The sequence below is a fragment of the Corynebacterium sp. sy039 genome, from assembly GCF_007904105.1.
Classification (GTDB): Bacteria; Actinomycetota; Actinomycetes; order Mycobacteriales; family Mycobacteriaceae; genus Corynebacterium.
In genome coordinates, this window is the sequence record NZ_CP042325.1 from 814,066 (window position 1) to 830,494 (window position 16,429).

General features: G+C 48.3%; 14 protein-coding genes and 1 tRNA gene. 7 read left to right on the top strand and 8 right to left on the bottom strand.

Annotation, left to right across the window (positions count from 1 at the left end):
* Positions 1–14 precede the first annotated feature (14 nt).
* The 7 genes from FQV43_RS03695 to FQV43_RS10105 form a co-directional block, all read right to left on the bottom strand.
* On the bottom strand, positions 15–1,004 hold the full coding sequence (locus FQV43_RS03695; RefSeq protein WP_168195032.1) for an HNH endonuclease signature motif containing protein: 990 nt from the start codon (positions 1,002–1,004) through the stop codon (positions 15–17).
* A 92-nt stretch (positions 1,005–1,096) separates the two neighbouring features.
* Positions 1,097–1,169, bottom strand: a tRNA-Arg gene (locus tag FQV43_RS03700).
* A 68-nt stretch (positions 1,170–1,237) separates the two neighbouring features.
* Positions 1,238–1,861, bottom strand: coding sequence for an LUD domain-containing protein (locus tag FQV43_RS03705; protein ID WP_146338944.1), 624 nt, complete (start codon positions 1,859–1,861; stop codon positions 1,238–1,240).
* Positions 1,861–3,363: a LutB/LldF family L-lactate oxidation iron-sulfur protein gene (locus FQV43_RS03710; RefSeq protein WP_146338946.1), complete on the bottom strand. Its 1,503-nt coding sequence runs from the start codon at positions 3,361–3,363 to the stop codon at positions 1,861–1,863. The genes FQV43_RS03705 and FQV43_RS03710 overlap by 1 nt, the downstream gene beginning before the upstream one ends.
* A complete protein-coding gene (locus FQV43_RS03715; RefSeq protein WP_146338948.1) occupies positions 3,360–4,145 on the bottom strand; it encodes a (Fe-S)-binding protein in 786 nt (261 codons plus the stop codon). The genes FQV43_RS03710 and FQV43_RS03715 overlap by 4 nt, the downstream gene beginning before the upstream one ends.
* A 22-nt stretch (positions 4,146–4,167) precedes the next feature.
* Positions 4,168–4,623, bottom strand: coding sequence for a hypothetical protein (locus tag FQV43_RS03720; RefSeq protein ID WP_146338950.1), 456 nt, complete (start codon positions 4,621–4,623; stop codon positions 4,168–4,170).
* A gap of 21 nt (positions 4,624–4,644) precedes the next feature.
* Positions 4,645–4,815 (bottom strand): hypothetical protein, encoded by a 171-nt coding sequence (locus tag FQV43_RS10105; RefSeq protein ID WP_168195033.1) that lies wholly within the window; start codon positions 4,813–4,815, stop codon positions 4,645–4,647.
* A gap of 141 nt (positions 4,816–4,956) precedes the next feature.
* Between FQV43_RS10105 and argS the strand changes: the two genes are divergently transcribed.
* Genes argS through thrB form a run of 4 tightly spaced genes read left to right on the top strand, consistent with a single transcriptional unit; the run spans position 4,957 to position 10,288 of the window.
* Complete coding sequence (gene argS / locus FQV43_RS03725) at positions 4,957–6,618, top strand: arginine--tRNA ligase (RefSeq protein WP_146338952.1); 1,662 nt, start codon at positions 4,957–4,959, stop codon at positions 6,616–6,618.
* 3 nt (positions 6,619–6,621) lie between these two features.
* A complete protein-coding gene (lysA, locus tag FQV43_RS03730) occupies positions 6,622–7,953 on the top strand; it encodes a diaminopimelate decarboxylase (RefSeq protein ID WP_146338954.1) in 1,332 nt (443 codons plus the stop codon).
* A 59-nt stretch (positions 7,954–8,012) separates the two neighbouring features.
* Positions 8,013–9,350: a homoserine dehydrogenase gene (locus FQV43_RS03735; RefSeq protein WP_146338956.1), complete on the top strand. Its 1,338-nt coding sequence runs from the start codon at positions 8,013–8,015 to the stop codon at positions 9,348–9,350.
* 11 nt (positions 9,351–9,361) lie between these two features.
* Positions 9,362–10,288 carry a homoserine kinase gene (thrB, locus tag FQV43_RS03740; RefSeq protein ID WP_146338958.1) on the top strand — a complete coding sequence of 309 codons (927 nt, stop codon included), beginning with the start codon at positions 9,362–9,364 and terminating at the stop codon, positions 10,286–10,288.
* Here the strand turns inward: thrB and FQV43_RS03745 are convergent.
* On the bottom strand, positions 10,285–12,018 hold the full coding sequence (locus tag FQV43_RS03745; RefSeq protein ID WP_146338960.1) for a long-chain fatty-acid--CoA ligase: 1,734 nt from the start codon (positions 12,016–12,018) through the stop codon (positions 10,285–10,287). The genes thrB and FQV43_RS03745 overlap by 4 nt on opposite strands.
* A gap of 403 nt (positions 12,019–12,421) precedes the next feature.
* Here FQV43_RS03745 and rho point away from each other — a divergent pair, with 403 nt between their 5' ends.
* The 3 genes from rho to prmC all read left to right on the top strand — a co-directional run bounded on the left by rho (position 12,422) and on the right by prmC (position 16,330).
* Positions 12,422–14,320 carry a transcription termination factor Rho gene (gene rho, locus FQV43_RS03750; protein ID WP_146338962.1) on the top strand — a complete coding sequence of 633 codons (1,899 nt, stop codon included), beginning with the start codon at positions 12,422–12,424 and terminating at the stop codon, positions 14,318–14,320.
* On the top strand, positions 14,321–15,394 hold the full coding sequence (gene prfA, locus FQV43_RS03755; protein ID WP_144274582.1) for a peptide chain release factor 1: 1,074 nt from the start codon (positions 14,321–14,323) through the stop codon (positions 15,392–15,394).
* 72 nt (positions 15,395–15,466) lie between these two features.
* Positions 15,467–16,330 (top strand): peptide chain release factor N(5)-glutamine methyltransferase, encoded by an 864-nt coding sequence (gene prmC / locus FQV43_RS03760; protein WP_146338965.1) that lies wholly within the window; start codon positions 15,467–15,469, stop codon positions 16,328–16,330.
* Positions 16,331–16,429 lie beyond the last annotated feature (99 nt).

The following is a 16,429-nucleotide window of genomic DNA, read 5'->3' on the forward strand; positions in this document are numbered from 1 at the left end:
CAGAGTCTGTGAGGTCAGTTTCTTGTTATGGTTTGGGGCGGGCTCCAGGTCGGTTTTCCTTTGTATTTGGTTACCCAACCGCGTCTAGTGGAGATTGAGTTGTGGGCCGCTGCATAGTCGTCGTTGATTCCGTTGTGATACGGACATAGCGGCACAAGGTTATCTATGTTGGTGTTGCCACCGTATTTCCATGCCACGATGTGATGGGGTTGGCACTTGTCGATGGGCTTTCGACATCCTGGCCAAGCACAGCTGTGCGATTGTGCTTGGAGCATGATGCGTTGCTTTGTTGATGCGAATCTGCGGGTACGGTAAAGATTTATTGCGCCTTGCACTGGCGATACCAGAGTGGCGAAACCTTCATCTTCTAGTGTTCGCTGTACGAATTCTGCCCCAGTCATGGTAGCGCCGTGGGAAGTATGCACGATAACGTCATTATCGCCCTGTGTAACTTTGTCTAGTTTGTCTAGTGGGATAATGATATGGGTTTGTGTCTGTGGGCGTACTGCATTACCGGATAGCAGTGCATTGAGTGAAGCGATGGGTTGATCAGCATCAAGTGCGCTGACAAAGTCCGACAGAATGGTGGATGCCCCGGTCAGTGACACTGTCATGGGCGCTCCATTATCTCTGCGTCTAATCCTTATACCTTCTTTGGGCGTGGTAGAGGGCATGTATTGCTTTGCCACGTGTGCAATATGCTGCTCTGGGGTCTGGCAGAGTTTTACGCGCAGTACCCATTGATTCCGTGTGGTTTTTATCCTTGATACGTAACGTTCGATGGCGAGTAGGGTGGTTAGATTGTGGCTAGTGCCAATGCACTGGGTTTGGTACTGGCTAAAGGACGTATCGCCGAAATAGATTTTGGCCAGTGCAAGCAAGTTTTTGGTGGTGGTGGGATCTGCCCCCAGGGCGGTTAAGTCTTTTTCTTCTAGCTGTGATGCTGCTTCAACCAGGGCTATGCCTTGGGCATGAGCCTGGAGGTAAGTATGCAACAGCGTCATGGGCATACTGTAACTGATTGGCGTATTCAATAAAAGAGCCTCAACACAAGGCTGTGGACAACTCGCATTCGTACTCGAGTTATCCACATCGGTGTCCCCGACAGGATTCGAACCTGCGACCCTTGGTACCGGAAACCAATACTCTATCCACTGAGCTACGGAGACGGGCGTTATCAAAGAATAACGCCGGTTATTCTATCACCTTGCTGTAGCAGAAACATAAACGCTTAGCTCTAGTCGACAATGATGCAGATGAGAGTACGCGGCCCATGCACACCTTCGACGCGGTTGAGTTCAATATCTGAGGTAGCCGATGGTCCAGAAATCATGGTGTTAGGCACATTGGGGTTGAGTCGACTGAGTAATTCGGGAACACCATAAACCACATTGTCCATGCGCACGATGCATATGTGGCAGTCGGGAACTAAGGTCAGTGCTCGCCTGCCGCAGACGGAGCCTGATTCTAAGCAGATTGTGCCTGTTTGCGCTGAGGCTGAATGCGAGTCGGTGACCACTGCATCTACGTCGTTAAGCAAACGTGGATCTGTGGCGGGGTCATCGGGCTTGGCGACGCCATCAAAGTCTGCAAAAAGCGTTGGGTCTAGTCCTGGTGCGTAGCGTATGTTGTGTGCATTGCGTTCGTGAAGCAGGCGCGTAAGGTGCTGTGGGAGCTTGTCGACGCTGCTGCGAACAATTTGTGCTTTATAGTCTACGAGTCGCTCGATGAGTAGTTCGCGTAATTGTTCACTAGGCAGCGTACTGCTATGAGTATAGTTACGCGCGATAGTTGTCGGTTGGGCATGGGCGAGTGCGTTGGCATTGCGTATTCGCTGCAAAATTTCGGTTTTGGCATCCATTATGCTTCCTTTGTTTCAGTACGCAGTAGCTCTTGGGCTTGTTGAGTCTCGAACCATTGTCGGAATGTGGCGCGTGGGGGTAATGCAACGTCTCTGTTATCGGTCCAGCCGGATAGAAAACTGGGGAGGTGTGTTATTTTCTGTGAGCGCCAGCCGAGAATTCGCCCGAGCGAAACCATGCGGGAGACAGCGTCCCATGCTTTGGCATTTCCCCAAGTTAGTTGCATGATGCCCATGAGTGAACCTTCAATTTTTGGTTTGTCTTTTTCGATTTTTTGGTGCCGGAGTTCTAATAGGATGTCTGTGAACGGAATTTTCACTGGGCATACTTCATTGCAGCGTCCGCATAGGGATGATGCGTAGGGTAGGTAGGCGCTGGGATCATGTTTATCGTGTATGCCAGTCAGTTGTGGGGTGAGGATGGCTCCAATTGGACCTGGGTAGGTAGAGCCATAGGCGTGCCCACCTGCGCGTTCATAGACTGGGCAGACGTTGAGGCAGGCGGAGCAGCGTATGCATTTGAGTGCTTCGCGCCCGATTTCATCTGCTAGTACGGCAGTTCGACCGTTGTCAACAAGAACAATGTGAAAGTTTTGTGGTCCGTCGCCTTTGGTTACGCCTGACCATGTGGAAACATAGGGTGCTTGTCTTTCGCCCGTCGACGAGCGGGGGAGCAATTGCAAAAATACTTCAAGGTCGCGGAAAGTGGGTACGATTTTTTCGATTCCCATGACTGTGATGAGTGTTTCTGGCAGGGTCAAGCACATTCGACCGTTGCCTTCGGATTCCATGATGGTGATGGTTCCGGTTTCTGCTACGCCAAAGTTTGCGCCAGAGATGGCTACTTTGGCTTTCATGAATTGTTCTCTTAAGAACACTCGTGATGCTTCGGCTAGATCAGTCGGGTTGGTGGATAAGGAGTCGTCAGTGTGTGGCATTTTCTTTAGGAAGATGTCACGTATTTCTGCGCGGTTGCGGTGTATGGCTGGTACGAGAATATGTGAGGGTTTATCGTCGCCAAGTTGTACGATGAGTTCTGCCAGATCGGTTTCTTGGGCGCTAATTCCTGCTTGTTCGAGGTGCGAGTTAAGTCCAATTTCCATTGTGGCCATTGACTTAATTTTCACGACGTCGCGTTGACCGGTTTCTTGCACTAAGCGTGTGATAATCTCGCAGGCTTCTTGCCCATCCCGTGCCCAGTGTACGTGCCCGCCTCGTTGGGTAACGGCATGCTCGAATTGGAGGAGTAGTTCGTCTAAGCGTGCTCCAACATCACGTTTAATATCCGAGCCAGCTTGGCGAAGTTGCTCCCAATCTTCTTTTTCATTGGTGACGCGCAGGCGCTTATCGCGAATAGTCGTGGTGGCTTTCTTGAGGTTTGCTCGTTGTGTAGCATTGCTCAAACCAGTTTGTGCCGCATATACAAAGTTGTGTTCGGAGCGTAGTTCACTGTTTTCAGAGGCACGTGGTGGCATGGTGGGTGAGCCGAGGGAGATTTTCATAGCATATCCTCTTTGCTATAGATGGCAGAAGTGGGGCTGAGCGGGTGTTTTTTGGTTGAGGCTAAAATTTCTGCGATATGCACTGCGCGAATTCCTGCACGTTTGCGTGAGAGTGCTCCGGCGATATTCATGAGGCAGGAGGAGTCGCCCCCAGTAATATATTCAGCTCCGGTGCTTTCGATATTTCTGGTTTTATCTGTGACCATTGCTGCTGAGGTTGCTGCATTTTTGAGGGCGAATGTGCCGCCAAAACCGCAACATTCTTCGCTATTGGGCAAGTCGATGAGTTCTAAGCCTTCGACGTTCTTTAGTAGTCGATAGGGGCGATCTCCTAGTTTGATAAACCGTAATCCATGGCAGGAGGGGTGGTAGGTGACTTTGTGTGGGAAGAATGCGCCGAGTTGGTCAGTTTCTAAAACATCTATTAGAAATTCAGGCAAATCATATGTTTTCGCGCTTGTGGTTTTCGCACCGTCGGCTAAGGCTTGAGTACCATAACGACGGGCAACGCGTTCATGTTGTTCTCTGATTGTTCCGACGCAGGATCCGGAGGGTGCTACGACATAATCAATGGAGTTATCGGAAAACGCTTCGACATAGTTTTTAATGAATGCTGTGGTTTCTTTTTGATAGCCTGAATTGATATGCATTTGTCCGCAGCAGGTTTGTTCTTGCGGGAAAATTACTTCACAGCCGAGTCTTGATAAAATCACTGCAGTGGCTTTGGACGCGTCGGGGAAGAGTGCGTCTCCAATGCACGTAGAAAAGAGTGCAACTTTCATGGGCGAGTTCCTTGGGTAGAGTTTATGTCTCTTTAATGACGGAGATAATAAGAAAAGATAGCATTAGAAGAGAGACTGTTACCTGAATTACTCGTATTATTGCGATAATGTGCAGCTCGGCATGGAAACTTAGGTAGATAAACCCTCCGACGGAAACAATGCTGTATCCCATCATCACGAGTGTGCGATATTTTTCATGGTGGAGCAGGAAGCGTTTGAGATATAAAAAGGAACCAACCCAACCTAGGGCTGCTAAAAATCTCAATACTAATGCTGCGAAGACGATTCTGTGTGTGATTGTTTTATCGTCAATGTTATGGAATGAATCTGGGTGTGTAGCGGCAAAAGCGTCGGCATAGGATTGAAAATTGGCAATGCTGTAGATGAGACAGACAGCAGAAAGGGAAAGCAGGGCGACGACGAAATAGAGAAAGATTGTGATGATGGGTTTTCGCGATTTGTGTAGTTTATGCGCCACAATCTTTAACCTTTAGTGGTTTTAATGAGAAAAGTGGTCGGTTTTCCACCAGAACCAGCCTGCGAGGGCACCGAGGATAAGTGGTAGCCATGCCATAGAGTAGTCATGCACCCATAGCACAAGCAAAAATGATGTAATAGCAAAGACTGTTATTACGATTGCTTTGGTTTTTTCGATCTCGGAGCGCTTCATGTTTTCTCCTAGGTGATCTGAGTCGTTGAAGATCTATTTGATGAAAACCCTATGTATCCTTGTATAGCACAACTTTTATCTTGACGCTTGGGCAGGTATCAAGATAGGTATCACTGTCAATATCAGCTAAACTGTTGTGTCATGACACCAGCAGAATTATCTACTTTGATTAAAGACACAGCCACTACTGTTTTAACTGATAAAGGTTTAGACACGGCTGCATTGCCTGAGCAGGTTACGGTTGAGCGTCCGCGTAATGCTGCGCATGGTGATTATGCTACGAATCTTGCTTTGCAGGTGGCAAAGAAAGTGGGTCTGCCACCACGTGATTTTGCTACTTTACTTGCCGACGCACTGTCAGGGCATTCAGCAATCGATACAGTAGAGATTGCTGGTCCTGGTTTTATTAATATCTGTTTGGCTGCTGGAGCACAGGCTCAAATCGTGACGCAGATTCTTGAGTATAAGGATAACTATGGATCAAGTGATCTTTATGCTGGTCAGCGTGTTAATCTAGAGTTTGTTTCCGCTAACCCTACAGGGCCTATTCATCTTGGTGGGGCGCGATGGGCTGCTGCTGGTGATTCCTTGGGGCGTATTCTTGCTGCTAGTGGTGCGAAAGTTACGCGTGAGTATTATTTTAATGATCATGGTCGCCAAATCGATCGCTTTGTGTTTTCACTCATTGCTGCTGCTCAGGGCGAGCCAACCCCTGAGGATGGTTATGGTGGCGAGTATATTCACGATATTGCCCGTGAGATTGTGCAGTGCAATCCGCAGGTTCTTGAACAGCAGCCGCAGGAAAAGCATGAGTCGTTCCGCGCACTTGGTGTGGAGATGATGTTTGCGCATATTAAAGAGTCATTGCATGAGTTTGGTACTGACTTTGATGTGTTCTTCCATGAGAACTCATTATTTGAGTCGGGTGCCGTCGATAAGGCGGTACAGAAGCTCAAGGATACGGACAAGTTGTATCTTAAAGATGGTGCATGGTGGCTGCGTTCTACTGAGTATGGTGACGATAAAGACCGCGTGGTCATTAAATCTGATGGTGATGCTGCTTATATTGCAGGTGATATTGCCTATGTGGCGGATAAGTTCGAGCGTGGTCATGATTTGTGCATTTATATGCTCGGCGCTGATCATCATGGATATATTTCCCGCTTGCGTGCTGGAGCTGCAGCTATGGGCTATAACCCTGAGCAGGTTGAGGTACTGATTGGCCAGTTGGTCAATCTGCTCAAGGACGGCTCACCGGTGCGTATGTCTAAGCGTGCGGGTACTGTTGTTACTCTCGACGATCTTGTCGAGGCAATTGGTATTGACGCAGCACGGTATTCTTTGGTGCGTTCTTCTGTGGATACATCTATCGACATTGACCTAGGGCAATGGGCAGCGCAGACTAATGAGAACCCTGTTTATTATGTGCAATATGCCCACGCGCGCTTATGTTCGATTGCGCGTAAAGCTGCCGATATCGGGGTGACTCAGGCTGAAGGTACAGTATCTGACCTCTCTGTCCTTACTCATGAGCGTGAGGGCGATCTTATTCGTACCTTAGGGGAGTTCCCGGCAATTGTGAAAGCAGCTGCCCAGTTGCGTGAGCCGCATCGTATTGCTCGGTATGCTGAAGATCTTGCTGGTACATTCCATCGTTTTTATGATTCTTGCCAGATTTTGCCTAAGCAGGACGAGCAAACTCAGGATATTCATTATGCGCGTTTGCAATTAGCAGCAGCAACCCGTCAGGTGCTGGCTAATGCTTTGGGGCTCATAGGGGTTTCTGCGCCAGAGAGGATGTAACTTATGGGCGATTTCAATGCTTTACCTGCTCATGTGTGGCCGCGTAATGCTCGTCGTGAAGCTGATGGCAGTGTGAGCATTGCGGGTGTCTCGTTGCCTGAACTTGCCAAAGAATATGGCACGGTGCTCATGGTGATTGACGAACAGGATTTTCGTTCCCGGTGTCAAGACATGGCTCGTGCTTTTGGCGCAAGCAATGTGCACTATGCGTCGAAGGCTTTTATTTCTACAACAATTGCTCGGTGGGTTCATGAGGAGGGACTGCATATTGATGTTGCTTCTCAGGGAGAATTAGAAGTGGCATTACATGCTGATTTTCCGCCAGAGGATATTACTGCACACGGTAATAACAAAAGCGATGAGTTTTTGCGTAGGTGCGTTAGTCTAGGCGTAGGCACAATTGTCGTTGATTCTTATTATGAATTACAGCGCTTAGATGAGATTGCTGCAGAATGTGGCCGTACCCAGGATGTGCTAATTCGAGTAAAGCCTGGAATTGAGGCGCATACCCATGAGTTCATTGCGACGAGTCACGAAGATCAAAAGTTTGGTTTTTCCTTGGCATCTGGTTCTGCATATCAGGCAGCAGTGCAAGCCCATGAGGCACAGAATCTGGTTTTGTGCGGCTTACATTGTCATATCGGAAGCCAGATTTTTGATGCAGAAGGATTTAAGTTAGCAGCTGAGCGTGTTTTGCAGCTTTATCAGCAGCTCTCCTTGGTAATTGGTGCCGATGTCTTGAAGGTGCTCGATCTTGGCGGCGGTTTTGGCATTGCGTACCAGGCGCAGGAGGCGCCTTTTGATGTCGCTGCGATTGCACGCGAGCTTATCGACGTGGTGGCATATACGGCTCAGCGCTTAGGCGTGAAGCCACCACGTGTTATGGTGGAGCCGGGGCGGTCAATAGTAGGACCGAGTGCCGTGAGTATTTACACGGTGGGGACTATCAAAGATGTTTCAGTAGCGGAGAAAAATAAACGCCGTTATATTGCCGTCGACGGTGGTATGTCTGATAACGTGCGTCCACTGTTGTATGAAGCAGAATATGATGTTCGTGCGATTGATGGTTTTTGCTCTGGGGAACTTGTAGATTCACGGATAGTGGGATCACATTGTGAATCAGGGGATATTTTGGTGCGTAACCGCAAGCTGCCTGATGATATTACACCAGGGCAATATATCGCTTTTGCTGCTACTGGTGCTTATTGTTATGCCTTATCGAGTAGATACAATATGTTCATGCGCCCAGCAGTGCTTTCCGTCAAAGATGGGCAAGCAACTGTAATGCTGCGCAGGGAAACCGTTGATGATTTCTTTGCTCTTGAAGTCTCGTGATTATGCCTATCAGGTTTTATTTGTGCCTTTGTGGATTAAACAGATTAAACTAAATCACCATGACACAACAAGCGCAGTTTAATCCTGGAAAAGGTGCAGGAGAGTCGGTAGGTGTTGCATTACTTGGCTACGGTACGGTTGGTAGCCAAGTGCTTCGTCTTATGCAGGAAAATGCAGATGAGTTTGCACATCGGGCTGGCGGTCCTTTAGAGGTTAAAGGTGTTGCGGTAAGTAACATGGAAAAACACCGTGATTCCTTTGCCGCTTCCTTAGGATTGCTTACCGACGACGCTCGCTCCTTGGTGTCTCGTGATGATGTCGATATTGTGGTCGAGGTTATTGGCGGCATTGACTACCCACGAGAGTTGGTTCTTCAAGCATTGCGCAGTGGTAAATCTGTTGTTACTGCCAATAAAGCGCTTGTAGCGGCACATTCTGCAGAATTAGCGCAAGCTGCTGATGAGGCAGGGGTGGACTTGTACTTTGAGGCTGCCGTTGCCGCGGCAATTCCTGTGGTAGGTCCGTTGCGTCGTTCTTTAGCGGGTGACCAAGTGCAGTCTGTGGCTGGTATTGTCAATGGCACCACGAACTTTATTTTGGATGCTATGGATTCTACCGGTGCCTCCTATGACGATATGCTTGCTGAGGCAATGAGACTTGGCTATGCAGAGGCAGATCCTACTGCAGATGTTGAGGGCTATGATGCTGCGAGCAAAGCGGCGATTTTGGCATCCTTAGCATTCCATACCCGGGTTACTTCCGATGATGTGTACTGTGAGGGTATTAGTAAAATATCGGCTGAGGACATCCTGGCAGCGAAACAAGCAGGCAATATCATTAAGCTGTTGGCTATTTGTGAGCGTCTTGTTGATGAGGAAGGTAATGAGTCCATTTCGGCCAGAGTGCATCCAACTCTGATTCCACGTTCTCATCCTTTGGCAAGCGTCGATAAGTCTTTCAATGCAGTCTTTGTGGAGGCAGAAGCTGCTGGTCGACTCATGTTCTATGGTAATGGTGCTGGTGGCAATCCTACAGCGTCAGCGGTATTGGGCGATATTGTTGGTGCGGCGCGCAATAAAGTGTTTGGGGGGCGTGCGCCAGGGGAGTCAACATATGCGAATTTGCCTATCGCAAGTTTTGGTGATGTTCCTACCTGCTATCACATTGATATGGAAGTTGAAGATCGTATTGGTGTGTTGGCGCTGCTTACAAAGATTTTTGCGGAGCACTCTATTTCTTTACGTACAGTACGCCAGGAAGAAAAGTCGGGTAGTTCAAGGCTGATTCTTGTCACGCATACTGCTCGGGAAGCTGATTTGGCACATACTGTAGCCTTGGTGGAACAGCTTGAACCGGTAAAGAAGATCAACAGCGTTATTCGCCTTGTGACCCAGTGAAAGAGCATAAAATGCCCATTGAGATACCTGTAGGCACAAAAGTTCGTGTGCGTGTTCCAGCTTCCTCTGCCAATTTAGGTCCTGGATTCGATACCTTAGGGTTAGCCCTGACACTGTATGACACCGTGGAAGTGGAGGTCATAGCGCAAGGGCTGGAAGTAGTAGTTTCTGGTGAGGGAGAAGGAGAACTACCTCTTGATGATTCTCACCTTGTAGTCAAAGCAATTCGTTCTGGTTTACGTTGTGCCCAGGCACAGGTGCCAGGTCTTAAAGTGGTTTGCCATAATTCTATTCCGCAGTCCAGGGGGCTTGGTTCTTCAGCTGCTGCAGCAGTGGCTGGGGTGAGTGCAGCTAATGGTTTGGCTGGTTTTCCTTTGACACAGCAGCAGCTTGTGCAGCTTTCTTCGGCTTTTGAGGGGCACCCGGATAATGCAGCGGCATCGGTATTGGGTGCTGCAGTTGTATCGTGGACAGAAGTTCCGGTAGATGGTCGTACGCAACCGCAATATCATGCAGTTACTATCGACGTTCACCCAAAAATTAAAGCAACAGCATTGGTGCCAGATTTTCATGCTTCTACTGAGGCTGTGCGTCGAGTGCTGCCTAGTGATGTGACCCATGTTGATGCTCGGTTTAATGTATCGCGCTGTGCAGTGATGACTGTGGCCTTGCAAAAACACCCTGAATTATTGTGGGAGGGGACCAGGGATCGTTTGCACCAGCCGTATCGCGCTGATGTTTTGCCAGTTACCGCTGAATGGGTGAATCGCCTACGCAATAAAGGCTATGCTGCATATTTATCTGGTGCAGGACCAACCATCATGGTGCTTTCTACTACACCAATAGATGAGAAAATTTTAGATCAAGCACGTGATGAGGGCTTGCGGGTTCTGTCTTTAGACGTAGCAGAGCCAGTGAGCGTGGAGCGGCTTTCTTAACTTTTATTCCCAGCTTTATACCCTGGACCAGGCAACGCAATGACCTGGAAATCACCATCATTGAGATGTTTGCGTAGGTCTATTTTGTCGAATTTTCCTACTGAGGTCTTGTCGATGGAGTCCACAAAAGTCCAGTATTCCGGGAGCATCCACGCTGGGAATGCATTACGCATTTTATCGCGTAGCAGAGCAGCAGTTTCGGCATTGGCATCGATTCCTTTGGCTAAGACTGTTACTGCCAATGGGCGTTCCATCCATTTTTCGTCTGGGTGGCCAATGACTGCGCACTCTACGACCTCTGGCGCTGCCATAATTTCGTTCTCCAGTAGCGTCGAATAGATCCATTCACCACCAGAGCGAATAACGTCTCGTGCTCGGTCGTGGATTGTTAAAAATCCGTCTGAGGTTACTGAACCGACATCTCCGGTGCGTAGCCAACCGTCGAGAGTGAATTGTTCAGGACCATCGTCGACAGGTTCATTCCTGAATAATGCAGCAATGCCATCAGCGTCTGTGGTGGGTGAGTGATAATAACTGCCAGTAACCCAATTCCCTCGGACTTGAATCTCACCCTGGTGCCGGTCGGTGGAGCTTACGATTTCTCCATCGTTAACCACGCGATATTCGATAGACGCGGGGAATCGCCCTTGGCTTTCTCGATAGGTCAGGCGTGTTTGTCCGGATACTCCAGAAGGCGGTCGCGCAACAGTGATTGCTGTAGAGGTTTCTGTCATTCCCCACACATGAACAACATCCACACCATAATGTTCTTCCCACAATGTGATAAGCATGGGTGGCACAGCCGAACCACCTGCGAAAATCTCTTGTAAGCTCATGCGCTCTGGTGGATTATGCATGTAGTGCACCATGAGCTGAATCCAGATTGTTGGCACCCCATGCGCAGAACGTGGGTGAGTAGCAGCAATGACCTTTGCCAATGATGCCGGGGAAACATTGACACTGGGAAAGACGAGCGGGGTGCCAGACATGAAAGCTGCAATAGGCACTCCCCAAGATAAAACATGGTAGATAGGTACGCAGCATAGGAATGATTGCCCGTGCGTGATAGCCATGGAATCTGTGGTACGCAGACTTAATGATTGCAAGTATAAGGAGCGATGAGAGTAAGCAACTCCTTTTGGTGCACCGCTAGAACCAGTGGAATAACATAATGCAGCAGCGGTATTTTCATCAAGCACTGGCCATTTATAGTCTGTGGATCTGCCGTCGAGAAGAGCCTCATAGGAATAGCAGATGATATTTTCTGGAATATGCGCTACAGCAGCACTGATATCATTGCTGCCGATGAATACTACATATTTCACAGTGGGGCATCCTTGCGCCAGGATGGTGCCCAATTGTTTTGCCATGCGCTGGTCGGCAATAATGACCTGATCCTGTGCGTGGTTAATGATATGCCGTATCTGGTCATTCATGAGTTGCTTATTGAGTGGATTAAATACGGCTCCCATACAGGCAACTGCAAAAAGGGTTTCTAAATGTTCAGCGCAGTTATACATTAAGGTGCCCACACGTTGATCTGCGTCGATACCCAATTCATCTCTGAGTGCATGTGCTAATGCAGCAGCCCGAGCGCCGATGTGGGCAAAGGTAGTTTCGTGGGTTGTGTCATTTTCCCACGTGGTGACTTTTGTCTCGCCCAGCAGGGTGGAACCATGTGTCAAGATTCGAGAAAGGTTCAACGGGAGATCTTGCATTGTGGACAGCATATTTACCTAGTTTAGTGAGAAAGGCAGGCATTAGCTTATCGACGCACAGGTGGTGAATTATCTTCTCGTCATCCCGTGTCGAACGCAATAGTTCTTTGTTTTTCTGAATGTTTCTCGCTTGGAGCGTGAATATGTGTTACACTGCCAAGCGGTGAGATAAGTCAGAAGTTTTTCTGGTGGGTATATCAGTTTTCTTACCGCCAATTCTTCGCCATTATGACTTTCTCTTTTCCACAGCTTTGACTTTCCATGTCAAACGATCGACTAAATATTTCCCTAAAATGCTACTGCCATAGGTCTGGGCGGTGTGGGGGCTCGTGTGGAATCATGGAACCCATGTATTTCGCCGAAAATAATGCCGCGACAACCTCTCAGCATGGCGTGAGCACATGAAAGGACATCTGTGACTGGTACAGATAATGGCGCGCAGCGCAACTTAGCGGCAATGCGTCTTCCAGAGCTACGTAAAATTGCTGCTGAAATGGGACTTAAAGGAGTTTCAGCACTGCGTAAAGGTGATCTTATCGCCGCGATTAATGGTGCACAGGGGGCTGGTACTGCGGCAAAGGCTACGCAAGAAGTAAAAGAAGAATCACAACCGCAAACACCGCCAACACAGCAGCGTGGTCGCCGTCGAGTGGCAAAAAACACTGCACAAATAAATGACAGCACTGAATCAGAAAGTGCGCCAGCTCAGGATACTCAAGATGCTGGTGAACAACCACGTAAAGCAACTTCTCGCCGTCGTGCAGTGCGTGCTAAAGCAGAAGAAACAGCTGATCATTCTGCTCACGATGTGGAAACTACAGATGTAGCAGAAAAAGCAGATGAGAATGCACAAAACTCTGACTCAGAAGAGCCACGGTATGAATCACGTTCTGCTGCACGACGAGCACGTCGAAACCGGGCACGTCGAGAGCATCGTGAAATAAAGGCTCAGCGTGAGGCAGATAATTCTGCTGAGCCAACTGAGGAGAAGGAAGCAGCACAGCAGCAGGAGAATGCGTCACACGATAATGCTGCTGAGGAGCGTCAGGAGCGCCGTCGAGAGCGTGGTGAGCGTCGTAACCGCAGGAATCGTCGTGGACGTGATCGTGACCGTGACACCGACACGAACGAGACACGTGAAGATGAAGTATTACAAAATGTTGCCGGTATCCTCGACATCATCGACAACAATGTTGCTTTCTTACGTACCACTGATTACCATGCAGGGCCTGCTGATGCTTATGTAAGTACACAGGTTATTCGCCGTTTTGGTTTGCGTGCTGGTGACGCAGTAACTGGGCAGGTACGCGTTCATAATGATAATCATCAGGGTGGACGTGGACGTAGTCGCCAAAAATATAATCCATTGGTTAACGTGGATACTATTAATGGAGTTAGTGTTGAAGAAGCGAAAGCTCGCCCAGAGTTTGCTAAATTGACTCCGCTTTATCCAAATCAACGCTTACGTTTGGAAACAGAAAAACATATTCTTACCACACGTGTGATTGATTTGATTATGCCAATCGGTAAAGGGCAGCGTGCTTTGATTGTTTCCCCACCTAAAGCGGGTAAAACAACTATTTTGCAAAATATCGCGAATGCGATTAAGACAAATAATCCAGAGTGCTATCTCATGGTTGTGCTTGTCGACGAGCGTCCTGAGGAAGTTACTGACATGAAACGCAATGTTAAAGGTGAAGAAGTTATTGCTTCTACCTTTGACCGTCCACCTAGCGAACACACCGCTGTTGCCGAATTGGCTATTGAGCGCGCAAAGCGTTTGGTGGAGCAAGGTCGTGACGTTGTCGTACTTCTTGATTCGATTACTCGTTTGGGACGTGCTTACAATAATTCCTCGCCTGCTTCTGGTCGTATTTTGTCTGGTGGCGTGGATTCTAATGCCCTTTATCCACCAAAGCGATTCTTGGGAGCGGCGCGCAATATCGAAAATGGTGGTTCGCTCACCATCATCGCCACTGCAATGGTAGAAACTGGTTCTGCTGGTGACACAGTCATTTTCGAGGAGTTCAAGGGTACTGGTAATGCGGAACTGAAACTCGATCGTAAAATTTCCGAGCGTCGGGTGTTCCCAGCGGTGGATGTTAATCCTTCTGGTACTCGTAAGGATGAGTTGCTTTTGGCACCAGAAGAAGCACGCATTATGCACAAATTGCGTCGTATTCTCTCTGCTCTTGAGCCACAGCAAGCTATTGATTTGCTGATTAAGCAACTCAAGAAGACGAAGAATAATGGCGAGTTCCTCATGCAAGTTGCTACCTCAACTCCAATGGCTGAAGATAACGAGGAGGACTAAGTGGCAGCTCAGGTTTCTGCAGTTGATGACATAGTTTCTGAGTATCAAGGCATTGAAGCCCAAATGGCAGATCCAGAAACTATGGGGGATCAACAACTCTTCCGCAAGCTGTCAAAACGCTATTCAGAGCTCCAGCCTATTATCAAAGTCAATGATGTTCTTGTGCAGGCGCGTGCAGATCTAGCAGATGCCAAAGAAATGGCACATGAGGATCATGAGTTTGCTGAAGAAGTTACGCGTTTGGAGCAGTTGGTCGTCGAAAGCGAAGAAAAGCTGGCTGATCTCTTGGCTCCTCGTGACCCCCATGATGGTGATGACATTTTTATGGAGGTAAAAGCTGGAGCTGGTGGTGAGGAGGCAGCACTTTTTGCTGGCGACTTAGTACGAATGTATCAGCGTTATGCTGAAAAACATGGGTTTAGCACTGAGATTTTAGATCTCTCAGAATCGGATCTGGGGGGTGTCAAAGACCTCACGATGTCTATTCGCTCAAAGCAACCTTCACGTGATGGCGCATGGAGCGTATTTAAGTTTGAGGGCGGGGTGCACCGTGTACAGCGTGTTCCTGTGACAGAATCTCAAGGTCGCATCCAGACTTCAGCCGCTGGTGTGTTGGTTTATCCAGAGCCCGATGAGGTCGGGGAAGTTGAGATCAATGAAAAAGATTTACGCATTGATGTTTATCGCTCATCAGGTAAGGGTGGTCAAGGTGTTAACACTACTGACTCAGCTGTGCGTATTACGCATTTACCTACTGGAATTGTGGTGACCTGTCAAAAGGAACGCTCACAGATTCAGAATAAAGCACGTGCTATGCAGGTATTATCTGCGCGATTGCAAGCAATGGCTGAGGCTGAAGCTGATGCACAGGCAGCGGAAGGTCGAGCAGCACAGATTCGTACTATTGATCGTTCCGAGCGTATCCGCACTTACAATTGGCCGGAGAATCGTATTGCCGATCATCGCATTGGTTATAAAGCAAATAACCTTGATTCTGTGCTTGGCGGCGATTTGGATGATTTATTTACTGCACTACAGGCTGATGAACGAGCACAACGTTTGGAAGCGGAATAATAACCGATCCAATGAGGTACTGGGCACTAATGCTCAGTACCTTTTGTGTTGGGATAGGGGTTGATAGTGAAAATGGTTGGGTCGCACATACCGGATACGGTTTTGACTTCCGGCTCGAATGTGGCACAAGCTCTCAAAGAAGCCATAGCAGTATTTACTCGAGCTGGTATTGAAACTCCTGAGCAGGATGCACTTATTTTTGCTGCTGAGGCATTGGGGTGTGCTGTTTTAGAAGTAAGACTCCATGCAACAGCGCTTATGCCGACACAGTTTTTTGCTCATGTTGCCCAGCGTGCTCAGCGCATTCCTGTGCAGCATATTCTAGGAACAGCATGGTTTGGTCCGCTCAGTCTTGCTGTTGGTCCAGGGGTTTTTATTCCGCGACCGGAGACAGAGGTATTGGCAGATTGGGCTGTGCGCCAGATTGGCAATAAGCACATGAAAGTTGCTGATTTGTGTACTGGCTCTGGAGCTTTGTCGGCCTACATTGCGCATTATTGTCCGAATGTAAGTATTGTGGCAGTCGATAAAGATGAGCGAGCCTTAAAGTGGGCACGGAAAAATGTGCCAGAACACGTTAGTTTGTGTCATGCAGATGTCTGTGATCCAGAATTACTAAAAGGTCAAGACTCTACCTTTGACCTCATCGTGAGTAATCCGCCTTATGTACCAGAAAGCAACTGTCTACAACCAGAGGTCTATCACGACCCATATCATGCCGTTTTTTCCGGTGCAGATGGCATGACCGTGATTAACGGCATGGTCATGCGTATGATGCAGCTACTGAAACCAGGTGGATTATGCGGTATTGAACATGACGACACTACTAGTGCAGCAGTACAGGAATGTGTGAGTGCTACTGGGTTGTCTCAGGACATACGTGTGCTCAAGGATTTAGCAGGTATTGATCGCTTTATTCTGGCTAAGCGTAGTTGAGTGCATTGTTAAGTCAGGTCAAACTGTTATGATAAGCAGATAGACCAATATGAATCAGACGTGAGCATTGTTCAGGTCTTAAGTGTTGAAAGCAATAAT